This window comes from Burkholderia ubonensis, from assembly GCF_902833085.1.
In the GTDB taxonomy this organism is placed as follows: domain Bacteria; phylum Pseudomonadota; class Gammaproteobacteria; order Burkholderiales; family Burkholderiaceae; genus Burkholderia; species Burkholderia ubonensis.
On sequence record NZ_CADFEB010000003.1, the window covers coordinates 402,300 to 427,598 of the forward strand.

27 protein-coding genes and 1 pseudogene are annotated in these 25,299 nt (G+C 66.2%); 21 read left to right on the forward strand and 7 right to left on the reverse strand.

All coding sequences use genetic code 11. The annotated features are described in order from the left end of the window. Nucleotides 1-6: 6 nt before the first annotated feature. From HWX31_RS09260 to HWX31_RS09280, 5 genes and pseudogenes are all read left to right on the forward strand, one after another. A complete protein-coding gene (locus HWX31_RS09260; protein WP_174958673.1) occupies nt 7-726 on the forward strand; it encodes a T6SS immunity protein Tli3 family protein in 720 nt (239 codons plus the stop codon). Beyond that, nucleotides 707-1,522: a T6SS immunity protein Tli3 family protein gene (locus tag HWX31_RS09265; RefSeq protein WP_244143699.1), complete on the forward strand. Its 816-nt coding sequence runs from the start codon at nt 707-709 to the stop codon at nt 1,520-1,522. The genes HWX31_RS09260 and HWX31_RS09265 overlap by 20 nt, the downstream gene beginning before the upstream one ends. Nucleotides 1,523-1,556: 34 nt before the next feature. Further along, nucleotides 1,557-1,814 carry a PAAR domain-containing protein gene (locus tag HWX31_RS09270; protein ID WP_174958676.1) on the forward strand — a complete coding sequence of 86 codons (258 nt, stop codon included), beginning with the start codon at nt 1,557-1,559 and terminating at the stop codon, nt 1,812-1,814. Further along, nucleotides 1,811-3,202 carry a hypothetical protein gene (locus HWX31_RS09275; protein WP_174958679.1) on the forward strand — a complete coding sequence of 464 codons (1,392 nt, stop codon included), beginning with the start codon at nt 1,811-1,813 and terminating at the stop codon, nt 3,200-3,202. The genes HWX31_RS09270 and HWX31_RS09275 overlap by 4 nt, the downstream gene beginning before the upstream one ends. Nucleotides 3,203-3,377: 175 nt before the next feature. Beyond that, nucleotides 3,378-3,635: pseudogene (locus HWX31_RS09280) on the forward strand (GNAT family N-acetyltransferase); the annotation flags it as partial. A 58-nt stretch (nt 3,636-3,693) separates the two neighbouring features. On the opposite strand, the gene surE reads toward HWX31_RS09280, so the two are convergent. Next, the gene (gene surE, locus HWX31_RS09285; protein ID WP_174958682.1) at nt 3,694-4,488 is read right to left on the reverse strand and encodes a 5'/3'-nucleotidase SurE; all 795 of its coding nucleotides are present in this window, start codon (nt 4,486-4,488) and stop codon (nt 3,694-3,696) included. A gap of 217 nt (nt 4,489-4,705) precedes the next feature. On the opposite strand from surE, the gene HWX31_RS09290 reads away from it, so the two are divergent. The 6 genes from HWX31_RS09290 to HWX31_RS09315 all read left to right on the forward strand — a co-directional run bounded on the left by HWX31_RS09290 (nt 4,706) and on the right by HWX31_RS09315 (nt 12,852). Then, nucleotides 4,706-5,236 (forward strand): GNAT family N-acetyltransferase, encoded by a 531-nt coding sequence (locus HWX31_RS09290; RefSeq protein WP_174958685.1) that lies wholly within the window; start codon nt 4,706-4,708, stop codon nt 5,234-5,236. Between the two features lie 176 nt (nt 5,237-5,412). Continuing rightward, the gene (locus tag HWX31_RS09295) at nt 5,413-6,738 is read left to right on the forward strand and encodes an SWIM zinc finger family protein (protein WP_174958688.1); all 1,326 of its coding nucleotides are present in this window, start codon (nt 5,413-5,415) and stop codon (nt 6,736-6,738) included. Continuing rightward, nucleotides 6,738-8,309, forward strand: a complete 1,572-nt coding sequence (locus tag HWX31_RS09300; RefSeq protein ID WP_174958691.1) for a DUF5691 domain-containing protein — start codon at nt 6,738-6,740, stop codon at nt 8,307-8,309. Before HWX31_RS09295 ends, HWX31_RS09300 begins: the two co-directional genes overlap by 1 nt. Continuing rightward, a complete protein-coding gene (locus HWX31_RS09305; RefSeq protein WP_174958694.1) occupies nt 8,306-9,397 on the forward strand; it encodes an ATP-binding protein in 1,092 nt (363 codons plus the stop codon). The genes HWX31_RS09300 and HWX31_RS09305 overlap by 4 nt, the downstream gene beginning before the upstream one ends. Beyond that, nucleotides 9,397-11,664: a DUF5682 family protein gene (locus HWX31_RS09310; protein ID WP_174958697.1), complete on the forward strand. Its 2,268-nt coding sequence runs from the start codon at nt 9,397-9,399 to the stop codon at nt 11,662-11,664. The genes HWX31_RS09305 and HWX31_RS09310 overlap by 1 nt, the downstream gene beginning before the upstream one ends. Before the next feature lie 27 nt (nt 11,665-11,691). Beyond that, nucleotides 11,692-12,852, forward strand: a complete 1,161-nt coding sequence (locus tag HWX31_RS09315; protein ID WP_059617701.1) for a VWA domain-containing protein — start codon at nt 11,692-11,694, stop codon at nt 12,850-12,852. A gap of 18 nt (nt 12,853-12,870) precedes the next feature. Here the strand turns inward: HWX31_RS09315 and HWX31_RS09320 are convergent, their stop codons facing one another. Genes HWX31_RS09320 through HWX31_RS09335 form a run of 4 tightly spaced genes read right to left on the reverse strand, consistent with a single transcriptional unit; the run spans nt 12,871 to nt 14,688 of the window. Further along, complete coding sequence (locus HWX31_RS09320; protein ID WP_059970433.1) at nt 12,871-13,092, reverse strand: hypothetical protein; 222 nt, start codon at nt 13,090-13,092, stop codon at nt 12,871-12,873. Between the two features lie 38 nt (nt 13,093-13,130). Further along, a complete protein-coding gene (locus tag HWX31_RS09325; protein ID WP_244143700.1) occupies nt 13,131-13,943 on the reverse strand; it encodes a fused MFS/spermidine synthase in 813 nt (270 codons plus the stop codon). 5 nt (nt 13,944-13,948) lie between these two features. Next, complete coding sequence (locus HWX31_RS09330) at nt 13,949-14,212, reverse strand: HPr family phosphocarrier protein (RefSeq protein WP_059711950.1); 264 nt, start codon at nt 14,210-14,212, stop codon at nt 13,949-13,951. A 14-nt stretch (nt 14,213-14,226) separates the two neighbouring features. Next, nucleotides 14,227-14,688, reverse strand: a complete 462-nt coding sequence (locus tag HWX31_RS09335; protein WP_174958700.1) for a hypothetical protein — start codon at nt 14,686-14,688, stop codon at nt 14,227-14,229. 193 nt (nt 14,689-14,881) lie between these two features. Here HWX31_RS09335 and HWX31_RS09340 point away from each other — a divergent pair, with 193 nt between their 5' ends. Further along, nucleotides 14,882-15,226: a zinc ribbon domain-containing protein YjdM gene (locus HWX31_RS09340; protein WP_174958703.1), complete on the forward strand. Its 345-nt coding sequence runs from the start codon at nt 14,882-14,884 to the stop codon at nt 15,224-15,226. Between the two features lie 54 nt (nt 15,227-15,280). Further along, entirely contained in the window at nt 15,281-16,123 is an 843-nt protein-coding gene (locus HWX31_RS09345) for a class I SAM-dependent methyltransferase (RefSeq protein WP_174958707.1), read from the forward strand. A gap of 25 nt (nt 16,124-16,148) precedes the next feature. On the opposite strand, the gene HWX31_RS09350 is transcribed toward HWX31_RS09345, so the two are convergent. Next, a complete protein-coding gene (locus HWX31_RS09350; RefSeq protein ID WP_010097212.1) occupies nt 16,149-16,334 on the reverse strand; it encodes a CopG family transcriptional regulator in 186 nt (61 codons plus the stop codon). Nucleotides 16,335-16,440: 106 nt separating this feature from the next. Beyond that, nucleotides 16,441-17,208: a YoaK family protein gene (locus tag HWX31_RS09355; protein ID WP_174958710.1), complete on the reverse strand. Its 768-nt coding sequence runs from the start codon at nt 17,206-17,208 to the stop codon at nt 16,441-16,443. 227 nt (nt 17,209-17,435) lie between these two features. Here HWX31_RS09355 and hyfB point away from each other — a divergent pair, with 227 nt between their 5' ends. The 8 genes from hyfB (at nt 17,436) to HWX31_RS09395 (ending at nt 25,227) form a co-directional block, all read left to right on the forward strand. Continuing rightward, nucleotides 17,436-19,442, forward strand: a complete 2,007-nt coding sequence (hyfB, locus tag HWX31_RS09360; RefSeq protein WP_174958712.1) for a hydrogenase 4 subunit B — start codon at nt 17,436-17,438, stop codon at nt 19,440-19,442. Next, the gene (locus tag HWX31_RS09365; protein WP_174958715.1) at nt 19,436-20,386 is read left to right on the forward strand and encodes a respiratory chain complex I subunit 1 family protein; all 951 of its coding nucleotides are present in this window, start codon (nt 19,436-19,438) and stop codon (nt 20,384-20,386) included. The genes hyfB and HWX31_RS09365 overlap by 7 nt, the downstream gene beginning before the upstream one ends. Then, nucleotides 20,387-21,046, forward strand: coding sequence for a hypothetical protein (locus HWX31_RS09370; protein ID WP_059476922.1), 660 nt, complete (start codon nt 20,387-20,389; stop codon nt 21,044-21,046). It begins immediately after the preceding gene. After that, on the forward strand, nt 21,039-22,511 hold the full coding sequence (locus tag HWX31_RS09375) for a hydrogenase 4 subunit F (RefSeq protein WP_059615261.1): 1,473 nt from the start codon (nt 21,039-21,041) through the stop codon (nt 22,509-22,511). The genes HWX31_RS09370 and HWX31_RS09375 overlap by 8 nt, the downstream gene beginning before the upstream one ends. A 3-nt stretch (nt 22,512-22,514) precedes the next feature. After that, a complete protein-coding gene (locus tag HWX31_RS09380; protein WP_174958718.1) occupies nt 22,515-24,074 on the forward strand; it encodes a hydrogenase large subunit in 1,560 nt (519 codons plus the stop codon). Continuing rightward, nucleotides 24,074-24,583, forward strand: a complete 510-nt coding sequence (locus tag HWX31_RS09385; protein ID WP_059615257.1) for an NADH-quinone oxidoreductase subunit B family protein — start codon at nt 24,074-24,076, stop codon at nt 24,581-24,583. Before HWX31_RS09380 ends, HWX31_RS09385 begins: the two co-directional genes overlap by 1 nt. 84 nt (nt 24,584-24,667) lie before the next feature. After that, the gene (locus HWX31_RS09390; protein WP_059774838.1) at nt 24,668-25,012 is read left to right on the forward strand and encodes a hypothetical protein; all 345 of its coding nucleotides are present in this window, start codon (nt 24,668-24,670) and stop codon (nt 25,010-25,012) included. Between the two features lie 2 nt (nt 25,013-25,014). Then, nucleotides 25,015-25,227: a twin transmembrane helix small protein gene (locus HWX31_RS09395; RefSeq protein WP_042585510.1), complete on the forward strand. Its 213-nt coding sequence runs from the start codon at nt 25,015-25,017 to the stop codon at nt 25,225-25,227. Nucleotides 25,228-25,299 lie beyond the last annotated feature (72 nt).

Here is a 25,299-nt window from a genome sequence, read left to right on the forward strand (position 1 = left end):
AATCGGATGTGGCTCGCAATCGCGGTCGCGAGTACGCTAGTAGCGTTGGAAGGCTGTTCTCCGAAAAAAGCTAACGAGCCTTTCGTCTTCATGCTCAGCGATTTCATGAGCGCGAAGAAGCTGCCGTATGATTCGCCGCCGCAGGTCATCTACCGGATAGATGACCACCGGTTTGTGACGCTCGAACACTATCGTGATTGCAATCACGGCGAGACGTTCTACAACGATACGCGTGCAGGTATCCGTCAGCAACTCGGGCGCGGCGACCTGGAGAACTATCAGGGCAACCTGATCAATGCTGATCCCACTGGCCAAAAATTGGCGTTCCCGGCCGCAGCGCCGCCGCACCTTGCGACCAACGATCGGGGCTGGGCTGTTGAACTGATGTACTCGACGGATGGAGGAAAGACCTTTAGCTCGATGAATTATATGGAGCACAGTTTCGATCCTTTCGAAGACTCAAAAGGCTACTCTGTACTTGTGACCAAAGATCGCCTCTATGTGGCTAAGAGGTGGGGGGACGACGATGCATACGTTGTCCAGTATCCAATGCTCCCCGGTATCGACCTGAGCAAGCCGTACCCGGCTGGGGTAAAGGGCGGGAGCTTCTCTTTGTCGAATCGCCCACGTGCTTTCATGAACCTACACACGCCCTCGGGACAAGAGCAACTTAGTTGCGATTCATCGCTCAAACCGACGAATCCGGATGCGCCGTTGGCCCCGTAAGGCAGTCGATTTTTTCCAGCGATTGGATCAAAATCATTTGCATAGGGTGAAAGATCGTATGTTGCGCGCGAGTGTGGTCGCGGTTGCTCTAGTTGTGACGCAAGGTTGTGCTCCGAAGAAGGCTAACGAGCCCTTCGTCTTCATGCTCAGCGATTTCATGAGCGCGAAGAAGCTGCCGTATGATTCGCCGCCGCAGGTCATCTACCGGATAGATGACCATCGTTTTGTGACGCTCGAACACTATCGAGATTGCAACCACGGCGAGACGTTCTACAACGATACGCGCGCGGGTATCCGTCAGCAGCTTGGACGCGGTGATCTCGAGAACTATCAAGGTAAGCTAATCAATGCTGACCCCACCGGCCGGAACTTGGCATTCCCGGCTGCTGCGCCGCCGCACCTTGCGACCAACGATCGCGGCTGGGCGGTAGGATTGCTGTATTCGACCGACGGCGGGAAGACATTCAAATCAATGGACTACATGGAGCACAGCTTCGACCCATTCGAAGATTCAAAGGACTATGTTGTCGCGGCAACCCGAGATAAGTTATTCGTAGCCAGAAAATATCAATACAGGACGGATCGCCCCGTTTATGATCTTATGGTCGATCAGTATCCGCTCGATCCGGGAGTCGATCTTCGCGAACCGTTACCGCAAGGTTTTCATTCAGATGGCGCGTGGGCGTCAAAGAAGAAATTGATGCCGAATGGACTTCGCACACCCTCCGGCCAGAACCAATTCGCCTGCGATCCGTCGCTCAAACCGACGAACCCTGACGCACCGTTGGTCCAATAAGGCGCTCAATTTTTCTAAACGTAAGGAGCATGTCATGAGGAATCCTGTTTGTTTGGGTGACGCAACCAGTCACGGTGGAAGGGTTAAAACGGCGTCGTCCACATTTGATCTCGAGGGCCGCCCCGTGGCGTTGTTGCATGACATTGTGTCGTGCCCTGAGCACGGCGATAACCCGATCGTCGAAGCTGGCGACGAGATGATTGACGGTGACCGACCGTGCGTGGTCGATCGATGTCGCACGCAGTGCGGTAGCTATGTCATTGCGGGATCGTCTGGGATGTCAATCGAATGAGCGAGCGTTGGTATATGCGGCAGCCATCACCACGCACATGCGGCAAGCCGCCGGCGCTGTGGGTTGGCTTCGCGATTTTTGTTGTGATTCAGGTGATAGGGGCGGTTATCACGGTACTGACTTGGGGACCGCGCCCTGTGGCGTCGACCGACTTCTTTGTCCGTCTGTTCATCTTGCCACTGTCAGTCACGGTCGTCTTGTGCGGAATCGTATATAGCCGTCACGAACAAGAGGCTACTGATACGCGCTGGTGGAACTACCTTTGCCGGGACGTCCGCAGTCGGTGGAGGCGCTGGGCGCAGCAAAGAGTCGCGATTGTGTCCTGTACAACGATCACGGCGGAGGTCAATCTCGGCGAACGCATGGCGGGTCTCGAAGGGGCGCCGCCCGCAAACTCTGGCAAGCGGTTGCCGCTGGCGAACGAAGATCAGGAATCGAGCGAAGCACGTCTGGAGCAGGTCCTGACGAGTCTGCTTACCCCTCTGTCTACAACGATTGCCACGCTCGCGCGAGCGCGTACGTTGCATGTCTGCCTGCAATCGTCCACGAGGGACGATCTGGCCGATTTGAGGCAAGTTTGGCAGCGCATGCGCCTGGCGAGCCTTGTCACCTTTTCGTGGGAGTCGCTGGATGCGCAGCTGTCGATCGTTGAGCCTTGGCTAGACAATGAGAAACCGAAGTCGGACTTCCAGCTCATTCTCGCGTGTCAATTGCATGCCGCTGATCGGACACCCGCGTGGTCCGAAGTCGCCGTTGCACTCTTGACTACCTCTTCCGCCGGGTTGGCTGCATTTCGGGGGAAGCTCAAACCGATGGCGTACCTGTTCCGACCAGTCTCGGCGGACGCTGACGAGTTCGTCGACGCGCTGATGGCCGTGTCGCGCGCAGAACAGGTTCCGGCTGATCGAATCAAACGTCTATGGATGTGCGGATTGCCTGGGCAATTGCGGAACGCCACGGTATCGGCCGTCAAGGACTGCGGGTTTGACTTGCCAACGCACAACCTCGATGAAGCTGTTGGCGACCCCGGCCCCGCGAGCCCGCTACTCTTGCACGCGCTGGCCGCGCAAATGGTCCAACACGGGCAGGGTGTGCAATTGGTCGCCACGCCGGCTCAAAGCGGCGTTCATCTGAGTCTGATCGGCAGCCAAATCGCCCCGATTGAACCCGTCACACCGGAGTATTACCGCCTACTCAGCCTGTCGACGACCGTGGGATTCGTAGGCGTCGCCGGCATAGTGCTCTTCGGAGCCGACACGTTGGGCGTTATGAGACCGTGGCTAGGCTGGTCGGTGCTGGCGGCGCTAATCGCAATGATCCCGCTACAGGCTGGAGCTGCGCTACTTTGTCGGCGCGCAGTGACCGAGGACTTCTATGCCAATCTGTAATAGAAGAGGCACACGACGCGATTGAGCCAACGAACGGCGGGGTAAGTGGATGTATGAGTGTGGATTGAGCACGCGCTGTGCCAAGGCACATCGACACCACGGGAGCGAAGGTGAGGAATCGAGAATACACGGTCGGGATCGGCGATGCGAAACGGGTGGTGAGGCAACGGTCGCTCAGCCGCATCGCGCCGACGTCACCAAGATGCTGGTCTATCGCGATGCAAGAGGCCAGGCCGTCGGCGCGCGCCTGATGGCCGCGGCGGATGACGCGGCAAGGGCGGCGGGCAAGGCCGTCCTCGTGCTCGACACGGTGACCGGCAGCGATGCGGCGAGACTGTATGAGCAGGCAGGGTGGCGGCGGGTCGGGGACGTGCCGAATTATGCGCTGATGCCGGATGGCGGGTACTGCGCGACGACCTTCTTTCACAATTAACTGGCTTAGCCGGCTGGCAAGTTTCCGTTCGACGATTCGGGCGGCAGTCGGAGATCGCTCAATGCCGATCGAAATCAAGGTGGCGGGAGCGCAGGCCGGACAGCGCATGCTCATGGGTCCGCTCGAACTTGAGCGGCGTGACGGTGATGTGCCCGGCCCTGAGCGAGATGGTTTCGGAATCCGCCGCATCCTCGCGCGGCGCTCTGCTCAATTTGAGCCAGTAGTAGTCGAGCTCGCGCGGATCGCGGCGCGCAACCACCTCGACACCCTGGAGGACGCCGGCGCATTGGCTCGTCATCCTGATCGGTCCGACGTCTTTTGCCGGAATCGCGGGGAAGTTCACGTTGAGGCACGCGTCGCGCTCCCAGCCGAGCGCGGCGAGTCGACGAATGACGTTCGGCGCGTGTTCCAGCGCCGTGTTCCATGGAACGGAATCGCGATCGGTAAATGCCTGGCTCAACGCGATTGCCGGAACGCCGAGCAGCATGCTCGTCATCGCCGCGCCGACCGTGCCCGAGAAGACCGTTTCGGTGCCGAGGTTCGCGCCGCGATTCACGCCGGACAGCACCAGATCGGGCCTGGTGTCTTCCATGAGATGGCTGACCGCCACGGCGACGCAATCACCCGGCGTGCCCCGCACCGCGAAGCGTCGTTCGCCTTTGCGATGGACCCTGAGCGGTTCATGAAGACTCAGCGAGTGAGACGTGCCGCTTTGGTCCTCGGCGGGCGCGACGACCCAGACTTCTCGCGCCAGTGTCGCGACGGCCTGTTCGAGTATCTTCAGGCCCGGTGCATCGTATCCATCGTCGTTGGTGAGCAGGACGCGGTTGAAGATCGGCGCGGTTTCTGACATCGGGAATCCTTGTGGAGACGCAATGGACCGGGAAAGCATGACGGCAAATACTACACGAGCCCGAGTGCCGCCCTGGTCGCCACGGCGGTTCACACCATCGGCCTCCATTGACGAAAGCATTTTGTCTGTCTAGTTTAATGGATGTAAATTCCATAAAACTGGACGAGCGATCCTATCGCGCTGTGCAACCTGTCCGCCAACGAACCCGGAGCAGAAAATGACCGAACCGATCACCATCCAGCGCGTGAGCGGCGACGAGGTGACGAACTATATCGACGCGCTGTCCGACGTACTCATCGACTGCGTCGAGGGTGGCGCATCCGTCAGCTTCATGTTGCCGATCTCGCGGGATACCGCCGCGCGGTTCTGGCGGCAGGTCGCCGACGGCGTCATGCGCGGCGAGCGAATCCTGCTCGTTGCGCTACGCGCTGACGGCCGCGTCGTCGGCACCGTGCAATTGATCACCGCGTTGCCCGAAAACCAGCCGCATCGCGCTGATGTCGCGAAGATGCTGGTCCATCGCGATGCGAGACGCCAGGGCGTCGGCGCGCGCCTGATGGCCGCGGCGGATGACGCAGCGAGGGCGGCCGGCAAGACCGTCCTCGTGCTCGACACGGTGACTGGCAGCGATGCGGCGAGACTGTATGAGCGGGCAGGGTGGCAACGGGTCGGGGACGTTCCCAACTACGCGCTGATGCCGGACGGCAGGTACTGCGCGACGACTTTCTTTCACAAGCAACTGGCTTAGGCTGGTCGGCCCCGGGCGATCATTGGCCACCCACGAGGCCCGGCGTCCACCGGGCCTTGCGCGATCGAAAGGACAATCCCCTCGGATATACTCGGGCCAGGTCGAGGGCATCACAGAATTCAACGCGGCTTCGCACCCTCGCACATCACTGCAACGTCACTCACATTGCGGCCCCTATGCAGCTAACCGAACAGCAGGTCCTTGCACTTGCGCCCGACAGCGGGTCCGCCTCGAACGGCAAGAAACTGGCTCAGCCGAAACAATGGCCGCTCCTGGGGCGCAACGCTCGCGCAATCTGGGGCGAATGCCAGGGCAGCGGCAAGAATCCCTATCAGGTGCGCGTGGATCTGGCCGACTTCGCCAGCAAGTGCTCGTGTCCCAGCTTCAAGTTCCCCTGCAAGCATGCGCTCGGCCTGCTGGTGCTGGCCGCCAACCAGCCGGACGCCGTTGCCGAAACGGACGAGCCGGAATGGGTCGCCGACTGGCTCGACAAGCGCGCCGACAATGCCGCGAAGAAAGAGGCGCGCGCGTCCGCCAAGGCGGACGCGCCCGTCGACGAAGCGGCCCAGCAAAAGCGGGCGGAGAAGCGCGACCAGCGCGTGCGCGACGGCCTGGCGGCGCTGCAGGTGTGGCTCGAGGATCTGGTCCGCAACGGCCTGGCGCGCCTGCCCGCCGAAGGGCCCGGCTTCTGGGAGCAAGCGGCGGCACGCCTGGTCGATGCCCAGGCGAGCGGCCTGGCCGCGCGCGTGCGGGCGCTGGCCGATCTGCCCGGCAGCCGTCCCGACTGGCCGGAACTTCTGCTGGCCGAACTGGGCCGCCTGTCGTTGGCGGTGCGCGCGCATGAGCGCATCGAACAGCTCGCTCCGGCCTTGCAACAGCAACTGCGCCAGCTGATCGGCTATTCGCTGCGGGAAGACGAGGTGCTGGCGCACGGCGACACGCAACACGACTGCTGGCAGGTGATCGGCCAGCACGTCGATGCCGACGAGCGGGTGCGCGTGCAGCGCAGCTGGCTGATCGGCACGCGCAGCGGGCGTCATGCGCTGCTGCTGCAATTCGCGGCGGGCAACCAGCCGTTTGCCGCGTCGTGGCTGCCCGGCACCGCGTTCGAAGGCGAGCTGGCGTTCTGGCCGGGCGCCGGTTCGCTGCGCGCGATGCTCAAGGGCGTCGCGACGCCCGCGGCCGCGCCCGGCGCGTTCCCGTTGGTCCGCACGCATCGGCAGCTGCTCGATGCGGCCGCCTCGCTGCTGGCGCTCAACCCGTGGCACGAGCGCATGGCGACCGTGCTCGATGCGTGCATGCCCGCGTTCGAGAACGGGCAGTGGCGGGTGGTCGGCGCCGATGGCGATGCGCTGCCGCTGGCCGGGCGCGATCAGTGGCTGTGGGCCGCGATCGCCGGCGGCGCGCCGCACGCGGTCGCCGTGGAATGGGACGGGCAGGCGGTGCGTCCGCTGGGCCTGTATGCGGACGGGCGGTATCAGGTCCTGACGGGGGGGCAGTGATGGAGGCGCTGGTTCGCACCGCCCTGATCGGCACCGCAAACGTGAGTGCGGATGTCTCGACGATTGCCGAAATCGACGGGCAACTGCCCGCCGCCGGCCCGGAGCGAAGGCTTCTGTGGCAGGCGGGCTGCATGGCCGTCTATGGCGCTGCCGGCCGCGTGCCGGCTTCGGCCACGGCTCAACCGGCAGCCGAGCCGGACCCGGTGCCGGAAACGCCGGTCGCGCTGGGTCCCATCCTGACGTCGGCCATTGCGGGCGAACTGGGCGGCCTGGCCGAATGGCTGGTGGCGCGCATGACGCGCGCGAACCGGCGCCTTCCGCATGCGCTGCTGCCGTCCGTGTTCGCGAGGCCGGCACGGTTCGACGTGTGGTGGCCCGTCATCGGGCGGCGCGGGCATTGGCTGGCCTCGCAGCATCCCGAGTGGCAGGCGCTGCTGGCCGCCAGACAGGCCCCGGCCGACGACGAGGCAACCTTGCTGCAAGCGTGGGAGGAGGGCGACACGGCGGCGCGCGTGCGCGCGCTGACTGCGCTGCGCCGCCGCGATGCGGCTCATGCGCGCGATGCGTTGAAGGCCGTGCTGCCCAAGGAAAAGGCCGAGCAGCGTCAGGCGTTCGTGGCGGTCTTGCGGCACGGCTTGTCGCCGGCCGACGAACCGATGCTGGAAAGCCTGCTGGACGACCGCAGCCAGGCGGTGCGCCAGAGTGCCGCCGAACTGCTGCTGCAACTGCCCGAATCGGCACTGGTCAAGCGCATGGAAGCGCGTGCCGACGCTTGCCTGCGCTGGCAGCCCGCCGGAGCGGCAAGCGGCGCCGTATCGCGGCTGGTCGCGATGCTCGGCAAACGCGCCGAACCGGTCCTTCAACTCGAGGTGCCTGCCGAATTGCCGAAGGACTGGGAGCGGGACGGCATCGCCGCCAAGCCGCCGCCGGGCGAAGGTCAGCGTGCGTACTGGCTGCGCCAGCTGGTTGCGGCGATTGCGCCCGCGCGCTGGTCCGCGTCGGCGGCGGCGACGCCTGACGACGCACTGAACGTGATGGCCGCGCACGAATGGGCCGACGCGCTGCTGGCCGGCTGTGCCGCCGCTGCTTGCCGTCATGGCGAGGCCGGCTGGGCCGAGTCGCTGCTGCGGCGCTCGCTGGCCGATTCCAGCGTGCTGCATCCGTATCAGGAACACCTGTGGCAGGTGGTGAGCGCGCAGGCGCGTGTCGAGCTGGCGTGCCGCCAGTTGACCCTCGGCAATCTGTACGCGGCCCGCCGCGGCCTTGAGGCGATGTCCGCGCCGTGGCCGGACGCGGTGGCCGGCGCCATCGCCGATGCGGCGCTCGGCGCGTGGCGCGCCCGGCGTGAAGCGGGCGACACCCGACAGCACGACGACGTGACCGGCCTGATCGAGCTGGCGCTCCTGCGCGTGCAGGACGCCGACCTCGTGGTGCTCGAACCCGTCGTCGACGTGTACGCGAGCAGCCTCTCGGCCGCGCCCGCCGACGCGATTTTCAATCTCGACCGCGCGAGGGGCATCGTCGCCCTCGCGCACGCAAGACGAACCTTCATCAAGGAGATGCCGCTATGACGGCCGACCTCAACACCGTGCTGCGCAAACACGCCGAAGTGCAATATGCGGAGGAACTGGCTGAACTGGCGCGGCACGACCAGCGGCAGCGGCCGGCCAACTGGAAGCTGTCGCCGTGGGCGGTGAAGATCTACCTGATCGGCGGCAAGCTGGACAACGGTTTCGAGGTCACGCCCAAGTACATCGGCAGCGGCCGGCTGATCGAGATCGCCGTGGCGACGCTGGCCACCGACCGTGCGCTGCTGCTGTACGGCGTGCCGGGCACGGCCAAGAGCTGGGTGTCGGAACACCTCGCGGCCGCGATCAGCGGCGACTCGACCTTGCTGATCCAAGGGACGGCCGGCACCGACGAGACGGCCCTGCGCTACGGCTGGAACTACGCGCGTCTGCTGGCAGAAGGCCCGACGGAACAGGCGCTGGTGCCGAGCCCGATGCTCAACGCGATGCGCGACGGCAAGCTCGCGCGGCTGGAGGAAATGACGCGCGTGCCGAGCGAAGTGCAGGACACGCTGATCACGCTGCTGTCGGAGAAGACCCTGCCGGTGCCCGAGCTGGGCATCGAGGTGCAGGCGCGGCGCGGCTTCAACGTGATCGCGACGGCCAACAACCGCGACCGCGGCGTGAACGAGATGTCGTCGGCGCTGATGCGCCGCTTCAACACGGTGGTCCTCCCCACGCCGGACAGCTTCGACGAGGAGGTCGCCATCGTCAGCCGCCGCGTGGAGGAACTGGGCCGCGCGCTCGAACTGCCGGCCGAGAAGCCGGCGCTCGAAGAGGTGCGGCGCGTCGTGGCCGTGTTCCGCGAGCTGCGCAGCGGCCTGACCGAGGACGGCAAGACCAAGCTGAAATCGCCCAGCGGCACGCTGTCCACCGCCGAGGCGATTTCGGTGCTGGGGCACGGCATGGCCGTGGCCGGCTACTACAGCGACGGCGTGCTGCGCGCCGCCGATCTCGCCGCCGGCCTGACCGGCGCGATCGTCAAGGACCCCGTGCAGGACAAGCTCGTGTGGATGGAGTACCTGAAGACGGTCGTCAAGGAGCGCGACGACTGGAAGGACTTCTACCGCGCCTGCATGGACGTCGCCTGATGGCCGTGCGCTACTACGGCATCCGCCACCACGGCCCCGGCTGCGCGCGGGCGCTGCAGGCGGCGCTGGCGGCGCAGCAGCCCGATATCGTGCTGCTCGAAGGCCCGCCGGAAGCGGACGGGATCGTCGCGCTCGCGGCCGACGCGGGCATGGTGCCGCCCGTCGCGCTGCTGATCTACCCGAACGACGCGCCGCGCCTCGGCGTGTTCTACCCGTTCGCCGAGTTCTCGCCCGAATGGCAGGCGATCCGCCACGCGTGCGCGCAAAGCATCCCGCTCTGGTTCATGGACCTGCCCGCGATGCACGGCTTCGCCGAAACGCTGGCGCGCGAGCAGGAGGCGGAGGCGCGCGAGACTGCGCCCGACGATGCGGGGGCGCTCGATCTCGCGGATACGAGCGGCGAGCAGGCCCGCGACGCGGACGCGCTGGTTTCATGGCGCATGGACCCGATCGGCGAACTGTCGCGCGCGGCCGGCTTCGACGACCACGAGCTGTGGTGGGAGGTCGAGATCGAGCAACGGCGGGACGCGGGCGAGCTGTTCGCGGCCATCGAGGAAGCAATGACCGCGTTGCGCGAACACGCGCCTGCACAGGAGCTCCGCGAGGCGCGTCGCGAAGCCCACATGCGCACGCGCATCCGCGAAGCGCAGAAGCGCGGCTACGAGAACCTTGCCGTCGTGTGCGGCGCATGGCACGTCCCCGCGCTGGTCAGGCCCGCGACCGTCAAGGACGACGCGGCGCTGCTCAAGGGGCTGCCCAGAACGAAGGTGGAGGCGACCTGGGTGCCCTGGAGCGACGACCGCCTGGCCTATGCGAGCGGCTACGGCGCGGGTGTCGAATCGCCGGGCTGGTACCGGCATCTGTGGCAAAGCCCGGACCGCGCCGGCCTGCGCTGGGTCGCCGAAGGCGCGCGGCTGATGCGCGACGAGGGGCTGGATGCGTCGTCCGCGAGCGTGATCGAGACGGTGCGTCTCGCCGACGCGCTCGCGGCCATGCGCGACCTGCCGCTGCCGGGCCTGGTCGAGCAGCGCGAAGCGATGCTCACGGTGCTGTGTCACGGCCAGCCGGAGCCGCTGGGCGTCATCCGTCGCAAGCTCGAGGTCGGCGAGCGGCTCGGCGCGGTGCCCGACTCGGCCGCCGCCGCGCCGCTGCAGCGCGACCTGGAGGCGCAGCAGAAGCGCCTGCGCCTGAAGCCCACGACCGAGGTCAGGAACCTCGACCTCGATTTGCGCGAGGACGGCGGCCGCGAGCGCAGCCTGCTGCTGCACCGGCTCGGGCTGATCGACGTGCGCTGGGGGACGCTGCTGGGCGACGCCAATCGCACGGGCACGTTCCGGGAATCCTGGCAACTGCGCTGGAATCCCGAAATGGTGGTCGCGCTGATCGGGTCCAGCCGCTACGGCAACACGATCGAGGACGCCGCGACCCACAAGCTGTGCGAACGCGCGCAGGCGGCCGCCGAGCTGCCGGCGCTGACCGCGATGCTCGACCAGGCCGTGCTGGCCCGGCTGCCGAAGGCGGTGGCAGTGCTGCTCGCCTGCGTGCAGACCCAGGCGGCCGTCGCCGCCGACCTGACGCACCTGATGGCCGCGCTGCCGCCGCTGGCCCGCGTGGCGCGCTATGGCGACGTGCGCGGCACCGACGTCGACGCGTTGCGGCCGATCGTGGCGGGCCTGGTCGAGCGCATCGTCGTGGGCCTTGCCGCGGCGGCGCGCCACGTCGACGAGCCGATGGCGATGGCGCTGCTCGGCCATATCGACGAGGTGCAGGCCGCGCTCGATACGCTCGACGCCGCCGAACTGCTGGGCGACTGGTTGAGCTGCCTCGTGGCCCTGACCGCCGATGATGCGGTCGCGCCCGCCGTGCGCGGTTTCGCGCTGCGCCAGGCGTTCGATCGCCGGCGTCTGGATGCCGACGAACTGGCGCGACAGGCCGGCCTCGCGCTGGCCGCCGCGACGCCGCCGGCGGAATCGACGGGCTGGCTCACCGGCCTGTTGCGCGGCAGCGGTTTGTTGCTGCTGCAGCAGGACGCGCTGTGGCGCGTGATCGACGGGTGGCTGAGCGGGCTCGACGATCGGGTGTTCATGGAGCGCCTGCCATTGTTGCGCCGCGCATTCGCCGATTTCCAGCCGGCCGAACGGCGTGAAATGGGCAGCAAGGTGAAGCACATGGATGCGCCGCCGGCCGCGGCGAGCGTGTCCGTCGACATCGACCACGAGCGGGCGGCGCGGGTGCTGCCCGTGCTGGCGGCCATTCTGGGCAACTGAGCTGGGCAACCGAGCCGGACAACTGAGATGAGCAAGGATTCCCCGATCGAAACCGACCGCATGACGCGCTGGCGACTGGTGCTGGGCAGCGACGCGCAAAACAGTTGCGGCGTCAGCCTCGACGACACGCTGACGCGCGCCGACAAGGCGCTGGACGACCTGTACGGCGGCGAGCGCAAGGGCGGGCTGAACGCCAGCACGCCCAATGTGGCGCGCTGGCTCGGCGATATCCGCGAGTTCTTTCCCGCGCCGGTCGTACAGGTGATGCAGCAGGACGCGCTGGAGCGGCTGAACCTGCGCCAGATGCTGCTGGAGCCCGAGCTGCTCGAAGCGATCGAGCCCGACGTTCACCTCGTGGCCAGCCTGATGTCGCTGTCGCGCGTGTTGCCGGCCAAGACGCGCGACACGGCCAGACGCGTCGTGCGCAAGGTGGTCGACGAACTGGAGCGCCGGCTCAAGGAGCCCATGCGCCAGGCGATCGCCGGCAGCCTCAACCGCGCGGAGCGCAACTATCGGCCGCGCCCGAACGAGATCGACTGGCATCGCACCATCCGCGCGAACCTGAGCCGCTATGCGCCCGAGCGGCGCACCGTGATCGCGGAGAAGCTGGTCGGCTACGCGCGCAAGCGCTCGGCGCTGCGCGACGTCGTGCTGTGCGTGGACCAGAGCGGCTCGATGGCGGCGTCCGTCGTCTATGCGGGCATCTTCGCGGCCGTGATGGCGTCGCTGCGCGCGGTGCGCACGCGCATGGTCGTCTTCGACACCAACGTCGTCGACCTGACCGACGAAGCGGGCGATCCGGTCGACTTGCTGTTCGGCGTGCAACTGGGCGGCGGCACCGACATCAACCGCGCGCTCGGCTACTGTCAGCAGATCATCGATCGGCCCGAGCGCACGATCATGATCCTGATTACCGACCTGTACGAAGGCGGCAACCGTCACGAGATGCTGCAGCGCGCGGCCGCGCTCAAGCATGCCGGCGTCAATGTGATCTGCCTGCTGGCGCTCGCCGACAACGGCGCGCCCGGCTACGATCACCAGAACGCCGCCCGGTTCGCCGCGCTCGACATTCCTGCGTTTGCGTGTACGCCGGACCAGTTTCCCGCGCTGATGTCCGCCGCCATCCTGAAACAGGACGTCAACCTGTGGGCGGCTCGGCAGGGTTTCGTGACCAACCGGCCCACGTAAGCGGCCCGGCGGCGGATGCTATTTCCGGTTCTTCAGGAACGTCCGGCCGGCCGGCGTGATTGAAATATTGGGCCGGCCATTCATCGGATAGTTGACGAAGCCCGCGCTGATGAGCTCCCGCGTGACGGACCAGCCCAGCGCGGGCGTCTCCCGTCCATAGCGGATCTCGGCCAGGCGCTCCAGCGCCCAGATGGCGGACGCCGAAATGGTTTGGGCGTTTGACGTATTGCTGTCGCTCATCGTTTCTCCAGAAAGTAGGGCCATCGGGTGTTGCGGGATCAGGGGGCAAGGCACGCGCCCAGGCGCGCCCAGTCGTAACTGGCGCCGAGCTCGAGGCGCACGGCCGCCTCGACCAGATCGACGCTGTGCCGTCCGGCGTGCCGATCCGCGCGGGTCATCAGCGTCTCGAGCGACGGCAACCGGGCATCGCTGTTCCACGCGAAAACGATGAGGTTTTCCGCGCTGTCTTCGGCCGGGGCCAGTGCGGCCGAGGGGCCGAACGTATCGCGCAGCGCAGTGAGCGCATCGCCGAGTCGCGGGTCTCCATGCAGCAGGTTGGCGACCAGCACGCCGCCGTCATTCAGACGTGCGCGGCAGGCCGCGTAGAAGGCCGCGCCGGCGAGTTCGGCGGGAAGGCCGTGCGCATTGAAGCCGTCCAGCAGCAGCGCGTCGAAGGTCTGCGTGGTCGCCGACATGTACTGCGCGGCGTCCGCACAGACGACCGACAGCCGCTCGTCGTCGGGCGGGATGCAGAATCGGTCGCGCAGCGCGATCACGTCCGGATTGATCTCGATGACGGTGATGTGTGCGTCCGGCAGATGCCGGCGGCAATACTTCGTCAGCGAGCCGCCGCCGAGCCCGATCATGCCGATGTGCGCCGGAGCGGGCTGCAGCAGCAGGAAGCCCATCATCGTGCGCGTATAGCCGAGTGCGAGCGCATCGGGGGCGACGCGCAGCATGGTGCTTTGCATGCCGCGGCCGTCGAAGCACAGCGAAACGAGGTGCTCGGATTCCACGATCACCGGCACATCCGCGGCGGCGTTTGCGTGAGCGGCGCGAATCCCCAGGTACGGCAGGTCGATGGGCGGCATGCAGGTCACGCCTCCTGCAGCAACGGCAAAAGCGCCTGAAGCGCCGCTTCTTCATCCGGGCCGGCGGCCAGCACTTGAGCGGACGTGCCGCCGCGCACCTGCAACGCCGCGATCGCCATGCCGTCCTTCGCATTGCCGCGGCGCCCGTTGGCGATCAGCAGGATGTCGCTTTCGAAGCGGCGCGCCATGTCGGCGAGCGCGTCTTGAGCGGCGTACGCGCGATTTCGATTCCAGCCGGAACCGACTTGTAAGTGCACAACGGTGGCCACGGTATTTGTTTGCTCTAGGGTCGTTGAGGGCAGTGCGCCGTGTCGATCTGGCAGTGCGTCAGGAACGCCCGGCACTCGATCTCCCACGTCGGGCTTTGCAAATCGATGTCGATGCCGTCGAGTCGTTTCATGTCGTCGTTCAGGTGCACCGCGCGCAGCGATCGAGGCGGTACGCCCCGTTCGAAAAAGCGGTCGTCCGCATCCAGCAGCAGGCACGGATGGCGCCGGAACCGCGCACTGGAGACCGAGATCGGGTCCATCACATGCCGGGCCGACTCCCTCGGATAGACGAACACGAGATGGATGCCTGCCGCCGCGAGCTGCTCTCCGGCGTCATGGAAGCGGTGAACCATCTGGAAGCCGCGTTCGCCGCCGCGCCCGACGCCCACGGCGACGAGCCCCCGGCTTCCCGCGATTTCACGCAGCGTCACGGGACGCCGATCGGGCAACAGCAACGCACCATCCAGCTCGAACATGTCGACATCCTCAGCGAAATCGCCCGCAAGTCCGGTGAAAGGCGGCGAGCGACAGATTATAATCGAGCGGTAAGAATATGTGAATTGTATTATAATGTTTTGCGTACCGGCCCGATGGCCGCCTCGGGTGAGGCGGGTTGCTCGCCGGTACTTTTTCACCGATCGACCCGAAACCGTCCTGATGGAAGCCGCAATGAACACCGTCCCCTCATGCCCGCAATGCGCAATGGAAAACACGTACCCGGACGGCGCGCTGTTCGTATGCCCGGACTGCGGTCACGAATGGTCGGCAAGCGCCGGCGCCGACGCGGGCGATGAACCCGCGGGCAACGTCGTCAAGGATGCGAACGGCAACGTGCTGTCGGATGGCGATTCGGTGGTGCTGATCAAGGACTTGCGCGTCAAGGGCTCGTCGATCACGCTGAAGATGGGCACCAAGGTGAAGAGCATCCGGATCGTCGGCGGCGATCACGAGATCGATTGCAAGACGGACGTCGGCGCCTTCATGCTCAAGGCCTGTTTCCTGAAGAAGGTCTGACCGGCCGCTCGCGGTTGATTCGATCCACTGTTTGATTACGCGGGCAGACCGAGAATGGCTGAGGCTCGAACATCCTACGATGCGTACGTCGAATTCCTGTCGACGCCGATGAGCGATGAGCGGCCCTTCGTGCTGGAGACGCAGCACGCGGTGTCGCTGCACTTCGACCACTTTGCCACCCAGAGCTTCATGTCGCTCAGGCATCCTGACAAGCTCACGCTCGACTATACGTGCGCGATGATGGGGTTTCTGCTGCTGCAGCCCGCTCCGAAGCACATTTGCATGATCGGGCTCGGCGGGGGATCACTGGCGAAGTTCTGCTACCGGAATCTGCCCGAGGTCGCGATCGACGCGGTCGAGATCAGCCCCGAGGTGATCGCGCTGCGCGACGTGTTCAGGATTCCGGAGGATGACGCGCGGTTCAGGGTGGTGTGCGCCGATGGCGCGGACTACGTGATGCTGGAGGACGTCCGGACGGATGTGATCCTGCTGGACGCTTTCGTCACGGAAGGGATCGCGAGCCGCTGCGCGGACATCGCATTCTTCGACGCATGCCGCGAGCGCTTGACCGAGGCGGGCGTGCTCGCGATCAACTTCACGGACGATGATCCGGCGCTGCCGCTGCACTTCGAGCGTCTGAAGGCCGTGTTCGGTGCGTCCTGTTCGATCGTGCGGTGCGGCGACGACAGCAACTTCGTCGCGTTCGCCTGGAAGGGCGGCCGCCGCTTGCCGTCCAGGCGGGTCTTGCTCGAGCGCGCCGGCTTGTTTGCCTTTGCCGGCGAACTCGAGCTGGCCGCCACTGCCGGGCGCCTGAAACAAGGCGAGCGCCTCGATCCGGAACGGCTGACCTGGCACGCGCAAGGGGCTGCGCACGGGCACTGGACGATCGGCGCCTGATCGGCGCCCGCATGCATTCAGCGCGTTACTTCACCCGCTTGCCGAGCGGGCTCTTGGTCTTGTAGGTCACGCCGTGATGCTCGAGATACTCGCGGATCAGTTGCCGTACGACTTGCGATGGCGTCAGATCTTGTGCCGAGCAGAGCATTTCGAATGCCTCTTTCTTGGCGGGATCGATCAGGACGGTCAGGCGTGCGGTTTTCGTTTCCATTGCGGGGACGGGTCGGCGAATATGCTAATCGAATTATAATGCATTTACCTTCGGCGGCGCGGCGGGGAACGATCGAAAAGGCCGCCGGGCGCAGGCGCCTGCGAGGTCAATGCCTGCGGTCGAGCCGGCAGACGTAGGCGAGGACATCATCGATCACGGGCACGATCGCGAGCGTGACGAGCGCCGCGGCCAGCGGGACGGTCGACACGTAGCCGACGTGCTTGAAGCCGATTGCGCCGGTCAGGCCGCCCACGAAGAACGACGTCAGCATCGTGCAGTGGATCCGCAGCTTCGCGCGGTTGGCAATGACCGCGTGCGCGTCCGGATCGACCGCCGAGCGATTCCAGTAAAAGAGCTTGCCCAACTCGATCCCGAGATCCGTCACGATGCCGGTCATGTGCGTCGTGCGGATCTCCGCGCCCGACAGCTTGGTGATCATCGCATTCTGCAGCCCCATGATGAAGCACAGCAGGATCACGGTCACCGGCACGAAGAACGCTTCCCACAGCGCGAGGTGGCTGCCGAGCAGGCCGAACAGGAGCAGCAGCGCGGCCTCGACCAGCAGCGGCAGCACGTACTGGCTTTGCAGGCTTCGGCGCCGCCCCCAGTTGACGAGCACCGCCGAGCATCCTGCTCCGACGAGAAACGAGGCCAGCGAACCGATGCCGGCGAGCACGAGCCGGACATCCCCAAGCGCGGCCTGATCCGCGATCGCCGACACGATGCCGCTCATGTGGGACGTGTATTGCCTGACCGCAAGGAATCCGCCGGCATTGGTTGCGCCGGCGACGAACGCGAGCGACAGCCCGAGCTGGCGGTTCGCGGCCGCGCTGCGGTGTTTTCCCGTGAGGCTTCGAAAGTACTGCGCAGGCATAGGCTCTTTACTCGATCGCTCGGAACCGCGGCAACGGCGTCGCGGATGGGACCTTCGGACGCCGGGGCGCCCGATTTCGTCAAACATGTGACTCGCATGATAACGCGATTATCATATCCTGTTATCTGGATGGGGCTTTCGATGTCATAATACGGACGGATCGCACCCGGCGCTTCGGGTTCGTTCCATGCTCCTCGTCCAATCCGAGCGTACTGGAGACATTCCGGATGGCACCCGTGCCGGTCGTCCATTTCGTCCTGCTGGTCGCGGCCGCCTGGCTCGCGCTCGGCGCGCTCGGTCTCGGGGTGCTGCATCGCACGCGGTTCGTCGCGCACGGGCTGTTTCCGCTCGGCGCGCTGGGCGGGCTGCTGCTCGGTGCGGCCGGGCTTGCCGCCATCTTTGCCGAACCGTCCACCGCGATCCTGCCGCTCGGGCTGCCCGAGTTGCCGTTCCATCTGCGCGTCGACCGGCTCTCCGGCTATTTCCTGTTCGTGCTCGGCGTCGTCAGCGCGGGGATCGGCGCGTTCTCCGCCGGCTATTTCCGCAAGGGGGAAGGGGCCGCGCCGGGGCTCATCTGCTTCGAATACCACGTTTGCCTGGCGAGCATCGCGCTCGTGCTCGTCGCCGACGACGCCTACGTGTTCATGGTCGCGTGGGAAACGCTGACGCTGTCCGCGACCTTCCTCGTGATGACCAACCACCGGATCGGCGAGATCCGCCGCGCGGGCTACCTGTATTTCCTGATCTCCCATGTCGGCGCGCTCGCGCTGCTGCTGTGCTTCGGCATTCTTCAGGCGCGCACCGGCGACTACACGTTCGCCAACATGCGTGCGCAGTCGCTCGATGCGCTCTGGGCGTCGCTCGCGTTCCTGTTCGCGCTGGTCGGATTCGGCGCGAAGGCGGGCGTGTTCCCGCTGCACGTCTGGCTTCCGGATGCCCATCCCGCCGCGCCGTCCCCCGTATCGGCGCTGCTCAGCGGCTTCGTGCTGAAAGTCGGCCTGTATGGCCTGCTGCGCACCGTGTTCGACCTGCTGCACGTGCAGTTCGCGTGGTGGGGCGTGCTGCTGCTCGTGCTCGGCGTCGGCACCGCGCTGCTCGGCGTCGTGTTCAGCACGATCCAGGTCGACATGAAGCGCCTGCTCGCGTATTCGTCGATCGACAACATCGGCCTGATGATCGTCGCGCTCGGCGTCGCGGTGCTGTTTCGCGCGTACGGCATGACGAACTTGTCCGCGCTCGCGCTGACGGCGCTGCTCTACCAGATCGTCGCGCATGCGGCATTCAAGAGCTTGCTGTTCCTCGGCACGGGGGCCGTGCTGCACGCCACCGGGGAGCGCAATCTCGGCAAGCTCGGCGGCCTGATCCGCTTCATGCCGTGGACCGCGTGGGCCGTGCTCGCCGGCGTCGTCGCCAGCGCCGGCTTGCCGCCGCTGAGCGGGTTCGTCGCGGAATGGCTGCTGCTGCAGAGCTTCCTGTTCACCCCGGGCCTGCCGAATTCGGTGCTCGCGATGACGGTGCCGATCACGGCTGCGCTGATCGCGATGACGGCTGCGCTGGCCGGTTACGCGATGGTCAAGTTCTTCGGCATCGTCTTCCTCGGGCAGCCGAGGGAAGCCAGGCTGAGCCGCGCACGCGACGCGAATGGCTGGGAGCGGCTCGCGTTCTGCTGGTTCGCGGCGGCCGGCGTGCTGCTCGGCCTGATGCCCGCGCAGTTCGTCAAGATTCTGGACCGGGTCACGCGCACGCTGGTCGGCGCCGGCATCGGCGCGGACAACCACGGCTGGCTTCTGTTCGTGCCCGTGTCGACCGCGCGGGCCAGCTACATGCCCGCCGTGTTCATGCTGTTTTTCGTCGCGTGCTGCGCGCTCGCGTGGGTGCTGGTGCGGCGCTTCTACCACGGCCGGCTGCGCCGCGCCGCGCCATGGAGCTGCGGCTTCCCGTTCACGAATGCGCGCATGCAGGACACGGCGGAAGGGTTCGGGCAGCCGATCCGGGAGATCTTCGCGCCGTTCCTGCGCATCGAGCGGCACGTGCCGTCGCCGTTCGATGCGCAGCCGGCCTACCGGGTCTCGGTCACCGACCGCACCTGGCCTGCGCTCTACGAGCGCATCGCGACGCTGACGCAACGCATGGCCGAATGGGCGGGCCGGCTGCAGACGGGCAAGATTGCCGTGTACCTGACCTACAGCTTCGCCGTGCTGATCCTGCTCCTGCTGCTGGTGAGACGATGGTGACCGTATCCGGCGTGTTGTCGCAAACTCTCGAGATCGTCGTGGCGCTCGCCGCCGCGCCGCTGCTCACGGGCTGGGTCAACCAGTGCCGCGCGTGGCTGCAGAACCGGCGTGCGCCCAGCATCTGGCAGCCGTACCGGATGCTCCACAAGCTGTTCAACAAGGAGTCGGTCGTCGCCAGCGACGCGAGCCCGGTGTTCCGTGGCACACCCTATGTCGTGTGGGCGGCGATGACGCTCGCCTGCGCGATCGTGCCGACGCTGTCGACCGAATTGCCGCTGTCGCCCGCCGCGGACGCGATCGCGCTCGTCGGCCTGTTTGCGCTCGCGCGCGTCGCGCTGTCGCTCGCCGCGATGGACGTCGGCACGGCGTTCGGCACGCTCGGCGCGCGCCGCGAAATGCTGATCGGCTTCCTGGCGGAGCCGGCCTTGCTGATGGTGCTGCTGTCGGCCTCGCTGATCACGCAGTCGACGCTGCTCACGAGCATCGTCGCGACGCTCGGGCGGGGCGAGCTGACGATCTATCCGAGCCTCGCGTTCGCGGGCATCGCGTTCACGCTGGTGTCGCTCGCCGAGAACGCGCGGCTGCCCGTCGACAATCCGGCCACCCACCTCGAACTGACGATGATCCACGAGGCGCTGATCCTCGAATATTCGGGGCGGCACCTCGCGCTGATGGAGTGGGCGGCGAGCCTCAAGCTGTTCGCGTACTCGTGCATCGGCCTTGCCCTGTTCATGCCGTGGGGCATCGCCGCGGCGGGCAATCCGCTCGCGCTGGTGTTCGCGGTGCCGGCGCTCTTCGTCAAGCTGATGGCGGGCGGCGCCGCGCTCGCCGTGGTCGAGACGGCCAACGCCAAGATGCGGATTTTCCGGGTGCCGGAGTTTCTTGCGACGGCGTTCCTGCTCGCGGTGATCGGCATGCTCGTCCATCTGCTGCTGGGGGCGTGAATGCACGGCTACGCGACGCAACTGATCAATTTCCTCGCGGCGGTGCTGCTCCTGCTGTCGTTCGCGATGCTGAGCCAGCGGCGGATCCTGTCGCTGATTCACCTCTACACGCTGCAGGGCGTGGCGCTGGTGCTGGCCAACCTGATCCTCGGCATCGTGACGGGCGATGCGCACCTGTACGTGTCCGCCGGATTGACGGCCGTGCTGAAGGTGGGCGTGATTCCGTGGATCCTGTATCGGCTCGTGCGCAGGCTCAACGTCCAGGCCGACGTCGAGCCGCTCATCAACATTCCGACCACGCTGCTGATCGGCATCGTGCTGGTGATCGTCGCGTTCAACGTCGCGGCGCCGATCAGCCAGCTCGCGACCTCGGTCGCGCGCGGCACGCTCGGCATCGCGCTCGCGTGCGTGCTGCTGTCGTTCATGGCGATGATCACGCGCGCGAAGGCGATTCCCCAGGTGATCGGCTTCCTGTCGATGGAGAACGGGCTGTTCTTCGCGGCGACGGCCGCCACCAACGGCATGCCGATGATCGTCGAGCTAGGCATCGGGCTCGACGTGCTGGTCGGGATCCTGATCCTGGGCGTGTTCATGTTCCAGATCCGCGAGCAGTTCGACAGCCTGGACATCCATCACCTCGAGAAACTCAAAGATGAGTGACGTCCACGTCGTGCCCGTCGTGCCATTTGTGCTCGGCATTCCGCTCGTGGCCGCCGCATGCCTTGCGGGCGTGCGGCGCACGCATGTCGCGCGCACCCTGAACGCCGGCTTCAGCTTCGCGACGTTCGTGGCGGCGCTCGTGCTCGCCGCACGCACCGTCGAACACGGTCCGTCGTTCGCGTTCGGCCGGGCCTTCTTCGTCGATCCGCTCAACGTCTACCTCGTCGCGCTGACCGCGTTCGTCGGCTGGACGACGTCGCTGTTCTCGCGCCCGTACATGCAGGTCGAGGAGGCCCGCGGCCGGATGACCGCCGCGCGGATGCGGCTCTATCACAGCATGTACCAGCTGTTCATGTTCGCGATGCTGCTCGCGCTGCTGACCAACAACCTCGGCGTGCTGTGGGTCGCGATGGAGGCCGCCACGCTCGCGACCGTGCTGCTCGTCAGCGTCTATCGGACCGCCGCGAGCCTCGAGGCCGCGTGGAAGTACTTCATCCTGTGCGGCGTCGGCATCGCGCAGGCGCTGTTCGGCACGATCCTGCTCTATCTCGCCGCAAGCCGGCAGCTCGCCGACGGCGACGCGCTGCTGTGGACGAGCCTGGCCGCCGTCAAGACGCACCTCGACCCGACCATCGTGTCGATCGCGTTCGTGTTCCTGCTCGTCGGCTACGGCACGAAAGTCGGCCTCGTGCCGATGCACAGCTGGTTGCCGGACGCCCATGCCGAAGGCCCGACGCCGATTTCGGCGGTGCTGTCCGGGCTGCTGCTGAACGTCGCGCTGTATGCGGTGCTGCGTTGCAAGGTGCTCGCCGACGGCGCACTGGGCAATGGCCTGCCGGGGCGGCTGCTGGTCGGGTTCGGGCTCGTGTCGGTGCTGGTTGCGTCGTTCTCGCTGTTCCGGCAGAAGGACGTCAAGCGGCTGTTCTCGTATTCGTCGATCGAGCACATGGGGCTGATGACGTTCGCGTTCGGTCTCGGCGGCCCGGTCGCGACGTTCGCCGGGCTGCTGCACATGACGGTGCATTCCCTCGTCAAGTCGGCGATCTTCTTCGCGGTCGGCCACGCGGTGCAGAAGGCCGGCACGCAGGCGATCGACGGGATTCGCGGGCTGCTGCAGGTCAGCCCGACGGTCGGCTGGGGCATGATGCTCGGCACGCTCGCGATTCTCGGCCTGCCGCCGTTCGGCGTGTTCGCGAGTGAATTCCTGATCCTGACGACCGCCATCAACACGATTCCGTGGACCGCGCCGTTGCTGCTGCTCGGGCTCGCCGTGGCCTTCGCGGCGATCTTCGCGCGCGTGCAGCGCATGGTGTTCGGCGCGACGACGACGGCCAGGCCGCTCGAGCATCGCCCCGCGCCGCTGCCGGTCTTCGTGCATCTGGGCCTGGGGCTGATGCTGGGGCTCTATGTGCCGCCGTACCTGGCGATGTGGTATCGCCAGGCCGCAACGATGCTGGCGGGGTGACGCATGCGACTCGACACGATGCAGATTGCCGCCGCCCGCGTCGCGGGCGGTGCGGGCCAGATCCCGGTGGGCGTGGTGGACGCCGATCAAGCAGGGTGGCTCGAGATTGCGCGGACGGCGCGCGCGGAGCGCAACCGGCTCGTTGCGATGTGGGGCAGCGAAGCAGCCGGCGGCGTGTTTTCGGTGAACGCCGCGTACGAATGCGACGACGGCATCCTGTGGGCGCGCTTCGTGACCGGGCGCCGGCCCGATGCCGGCGGGGACTATCCCGATCTCGTTCCGATGTTTGCGTGCGCGGCCCGCATGCAGCGGGCGATCTTCGACCTGACCGGCCTGCGGGCTCGCGGTGCGGTGGATACACGGCCGTGGCTCAATCACGGCAACTGGCCCGCTGATTATTTCCCGCTGCAAAAGCAGGCGACGGGCGTCGAAGCATTCGAGTCGAGCGAAGCGGATTACGCGTTCGTGCAGGTTGCGGGCGACGGCGTGCACGAGATTGCCGTCGGGCCGATCCATGCCGGCATCATCGAGCCGGGGCATTTCCGGTTCTCCGTCGTCGGCGAGAAGGTGCTGCGCCTCGAAGAGCGTCTCGGCTACGTTCATCGCGGCGTCGAGCGGCTGTTCGAACGCACCCCGGCGTCGCGCGGTCAGCGGGTGGCCGCCAGGATTGCGGGCGATTCGACCGTCGCGTTCTCATGGGCCTATTGCATGGCGCTCGAGCAGGCGTGCGGCGCGGCGCCGTCGAAGCGCGCGCTCCGTTTGCGTGCGCTTCTGCTGGAACGCGAACGCGTTGCCAACCATCTCGGCGACCTCGGCGCGCTCGGCAACGACGCGGGGTTCGGGTTCGGGCTCGCCCAGTTCTCGCGGCTCAAGGAGGACTGGATACGGGAGAACGCTCGCGTATTCGGGCATCGATATCTGATGGATCGGATCGTGCCCGGAGGCGTGGCGGTCGATGTTCGCGCCGAGGACGCGGCGGTGCTGGCGGCGCAGTGCGAACGCATCGAACGCGACGTCCACGTGCTGCGAAAGATCTACGACGACCAGTCCGGATTGCAGGATCGATTTCTCGGCACGGGACGACTGGACACCGCCGTCGTCGAGCATTTCGGCGTGCGCGGCATGGCGGCCCGCGCCAGCGGCCAGACGTTCGACGTGCGCGCGAACCTGCGGCCGGCGCCGTACGACGATTTCGCGGTCGTTGCGGCCAGCGACGCGCGCGGTGACGTTGCCGCGCGGGTCGCGGTGCGTTTCGCCGAGATCGACGAATCGCTGCGCGTGATTCGCGCACTGCTGGCCGATCTTCCCGAGGGTCCGGCTGCCGTCGACATGACGCCCGCAGCGGCGCCTGCCCAAGGCGTGGGCTGGGTGGAAGGCTGGCGCGGCGACGTGTTCGTCGCGCTCGAGCTCGCACCGGGCGACGTGATCGCGCGATGCCATTGCCACGATCCGTCCTGGCAGAACTGGCCGGCGCTCGAGCATGCGATCATCGGCAACATCGTTCCCGATTTCCCGCTGATCAACAAATCGTTCAACCTGAACTACGCGGGGCACGATCTCTGATGTGGCAACTCATCCGGCAATTCGCGCGCACCGATTTTCCCGACGAACCCGTGCCGGCGGCGGAAGACGCATGGCGACACGAGGCGCAGCAGATTCGCCAGCAGATTCTCGATCTGCTCGGGCGCGCGCTGTGCATCCGGCAGATCGACGCGGGCTCGTGCAACGGCTGCGAGCTGGAGATCCACGCGCTGAACAATCCCGTCTACAACATCGAGGGACTCGGGATCAAGTTCGTCGCCAGCCCCCGGCATGCCGACCTGCTGCTCGTGACCGGGCCCGTGACGCTGAACATGCGTGCGGCCGTGCTCGCCGCGTACGATGCAACGCCCGGCCCGAAACTCGTGGTGGCCGCGGGCGAATGCGCGTGCACGGGCGGCATTTTCGCCGACGGTTATGCCGTGTGCGGCCCCGTCTCGTCGATCCTGCCGGTCGACGTGACGATTCCCGGATGTCCGCCGCCGCCGGTCGACCTGCTGCGAGGCATCCTGGCAGCGTGCCGGTCTCGCTGAGCCCGAGGGCGATTTTCCGCCGATGGCCCAAGCTGCACCGACCTCGATACAACCCTTGTTCGCATTGACTCAAGTTTTCGCCGCATGACTCCGCTCAAATTCATTCTTCGCTATACCGCCATCCCGTTCACCGCAATCGTGGCCGTCGTCATCTGGGCCGCCATGCCGTCCTCGAAGGAAATCGATGCGAGGCAGTATGCGGCGCTGTCACGTGCATACCCGAGCTTTCCTTCGGCATTCCGGCACGAGATCGCGGATGCGATGGAACACGGCCGGATCAGCGACTGGCAATACCAGACGCTCGTGCGCGACTCGCTGGCCAACGGCGTCGCATTGGACTGGCCGGCGACGGGCGTGAGCGACGTCGCTGCCGAACGGCGCAAGCTGGCCGCATTGATTCAAACCGATTCTGATCTCGCAGGGCATTAAAGATGAAAACGTTACTGGTTGCTGTCGCATTCATTTTGATTATCGGCAGCCTGATTTCCGCGCTGTACTACATGAATCGCGATCGGGGAACGACCAAGCGGATGGCGTGGGCGCTCGCGGCGCGTGTGGGGTTGTCGATCACGCTGTTTCTGGCGCTCCTTCTCGCGTACTGGCTCGGCTGGATCGAGCCGACCGGGCTGCCTATCGGGCGGTAGGAATTTGTAAATTATCCAGCCGATCGATTTTATTTTTGGGGCCTTCTCAGCCCCCAAAATAATGCCCAATAA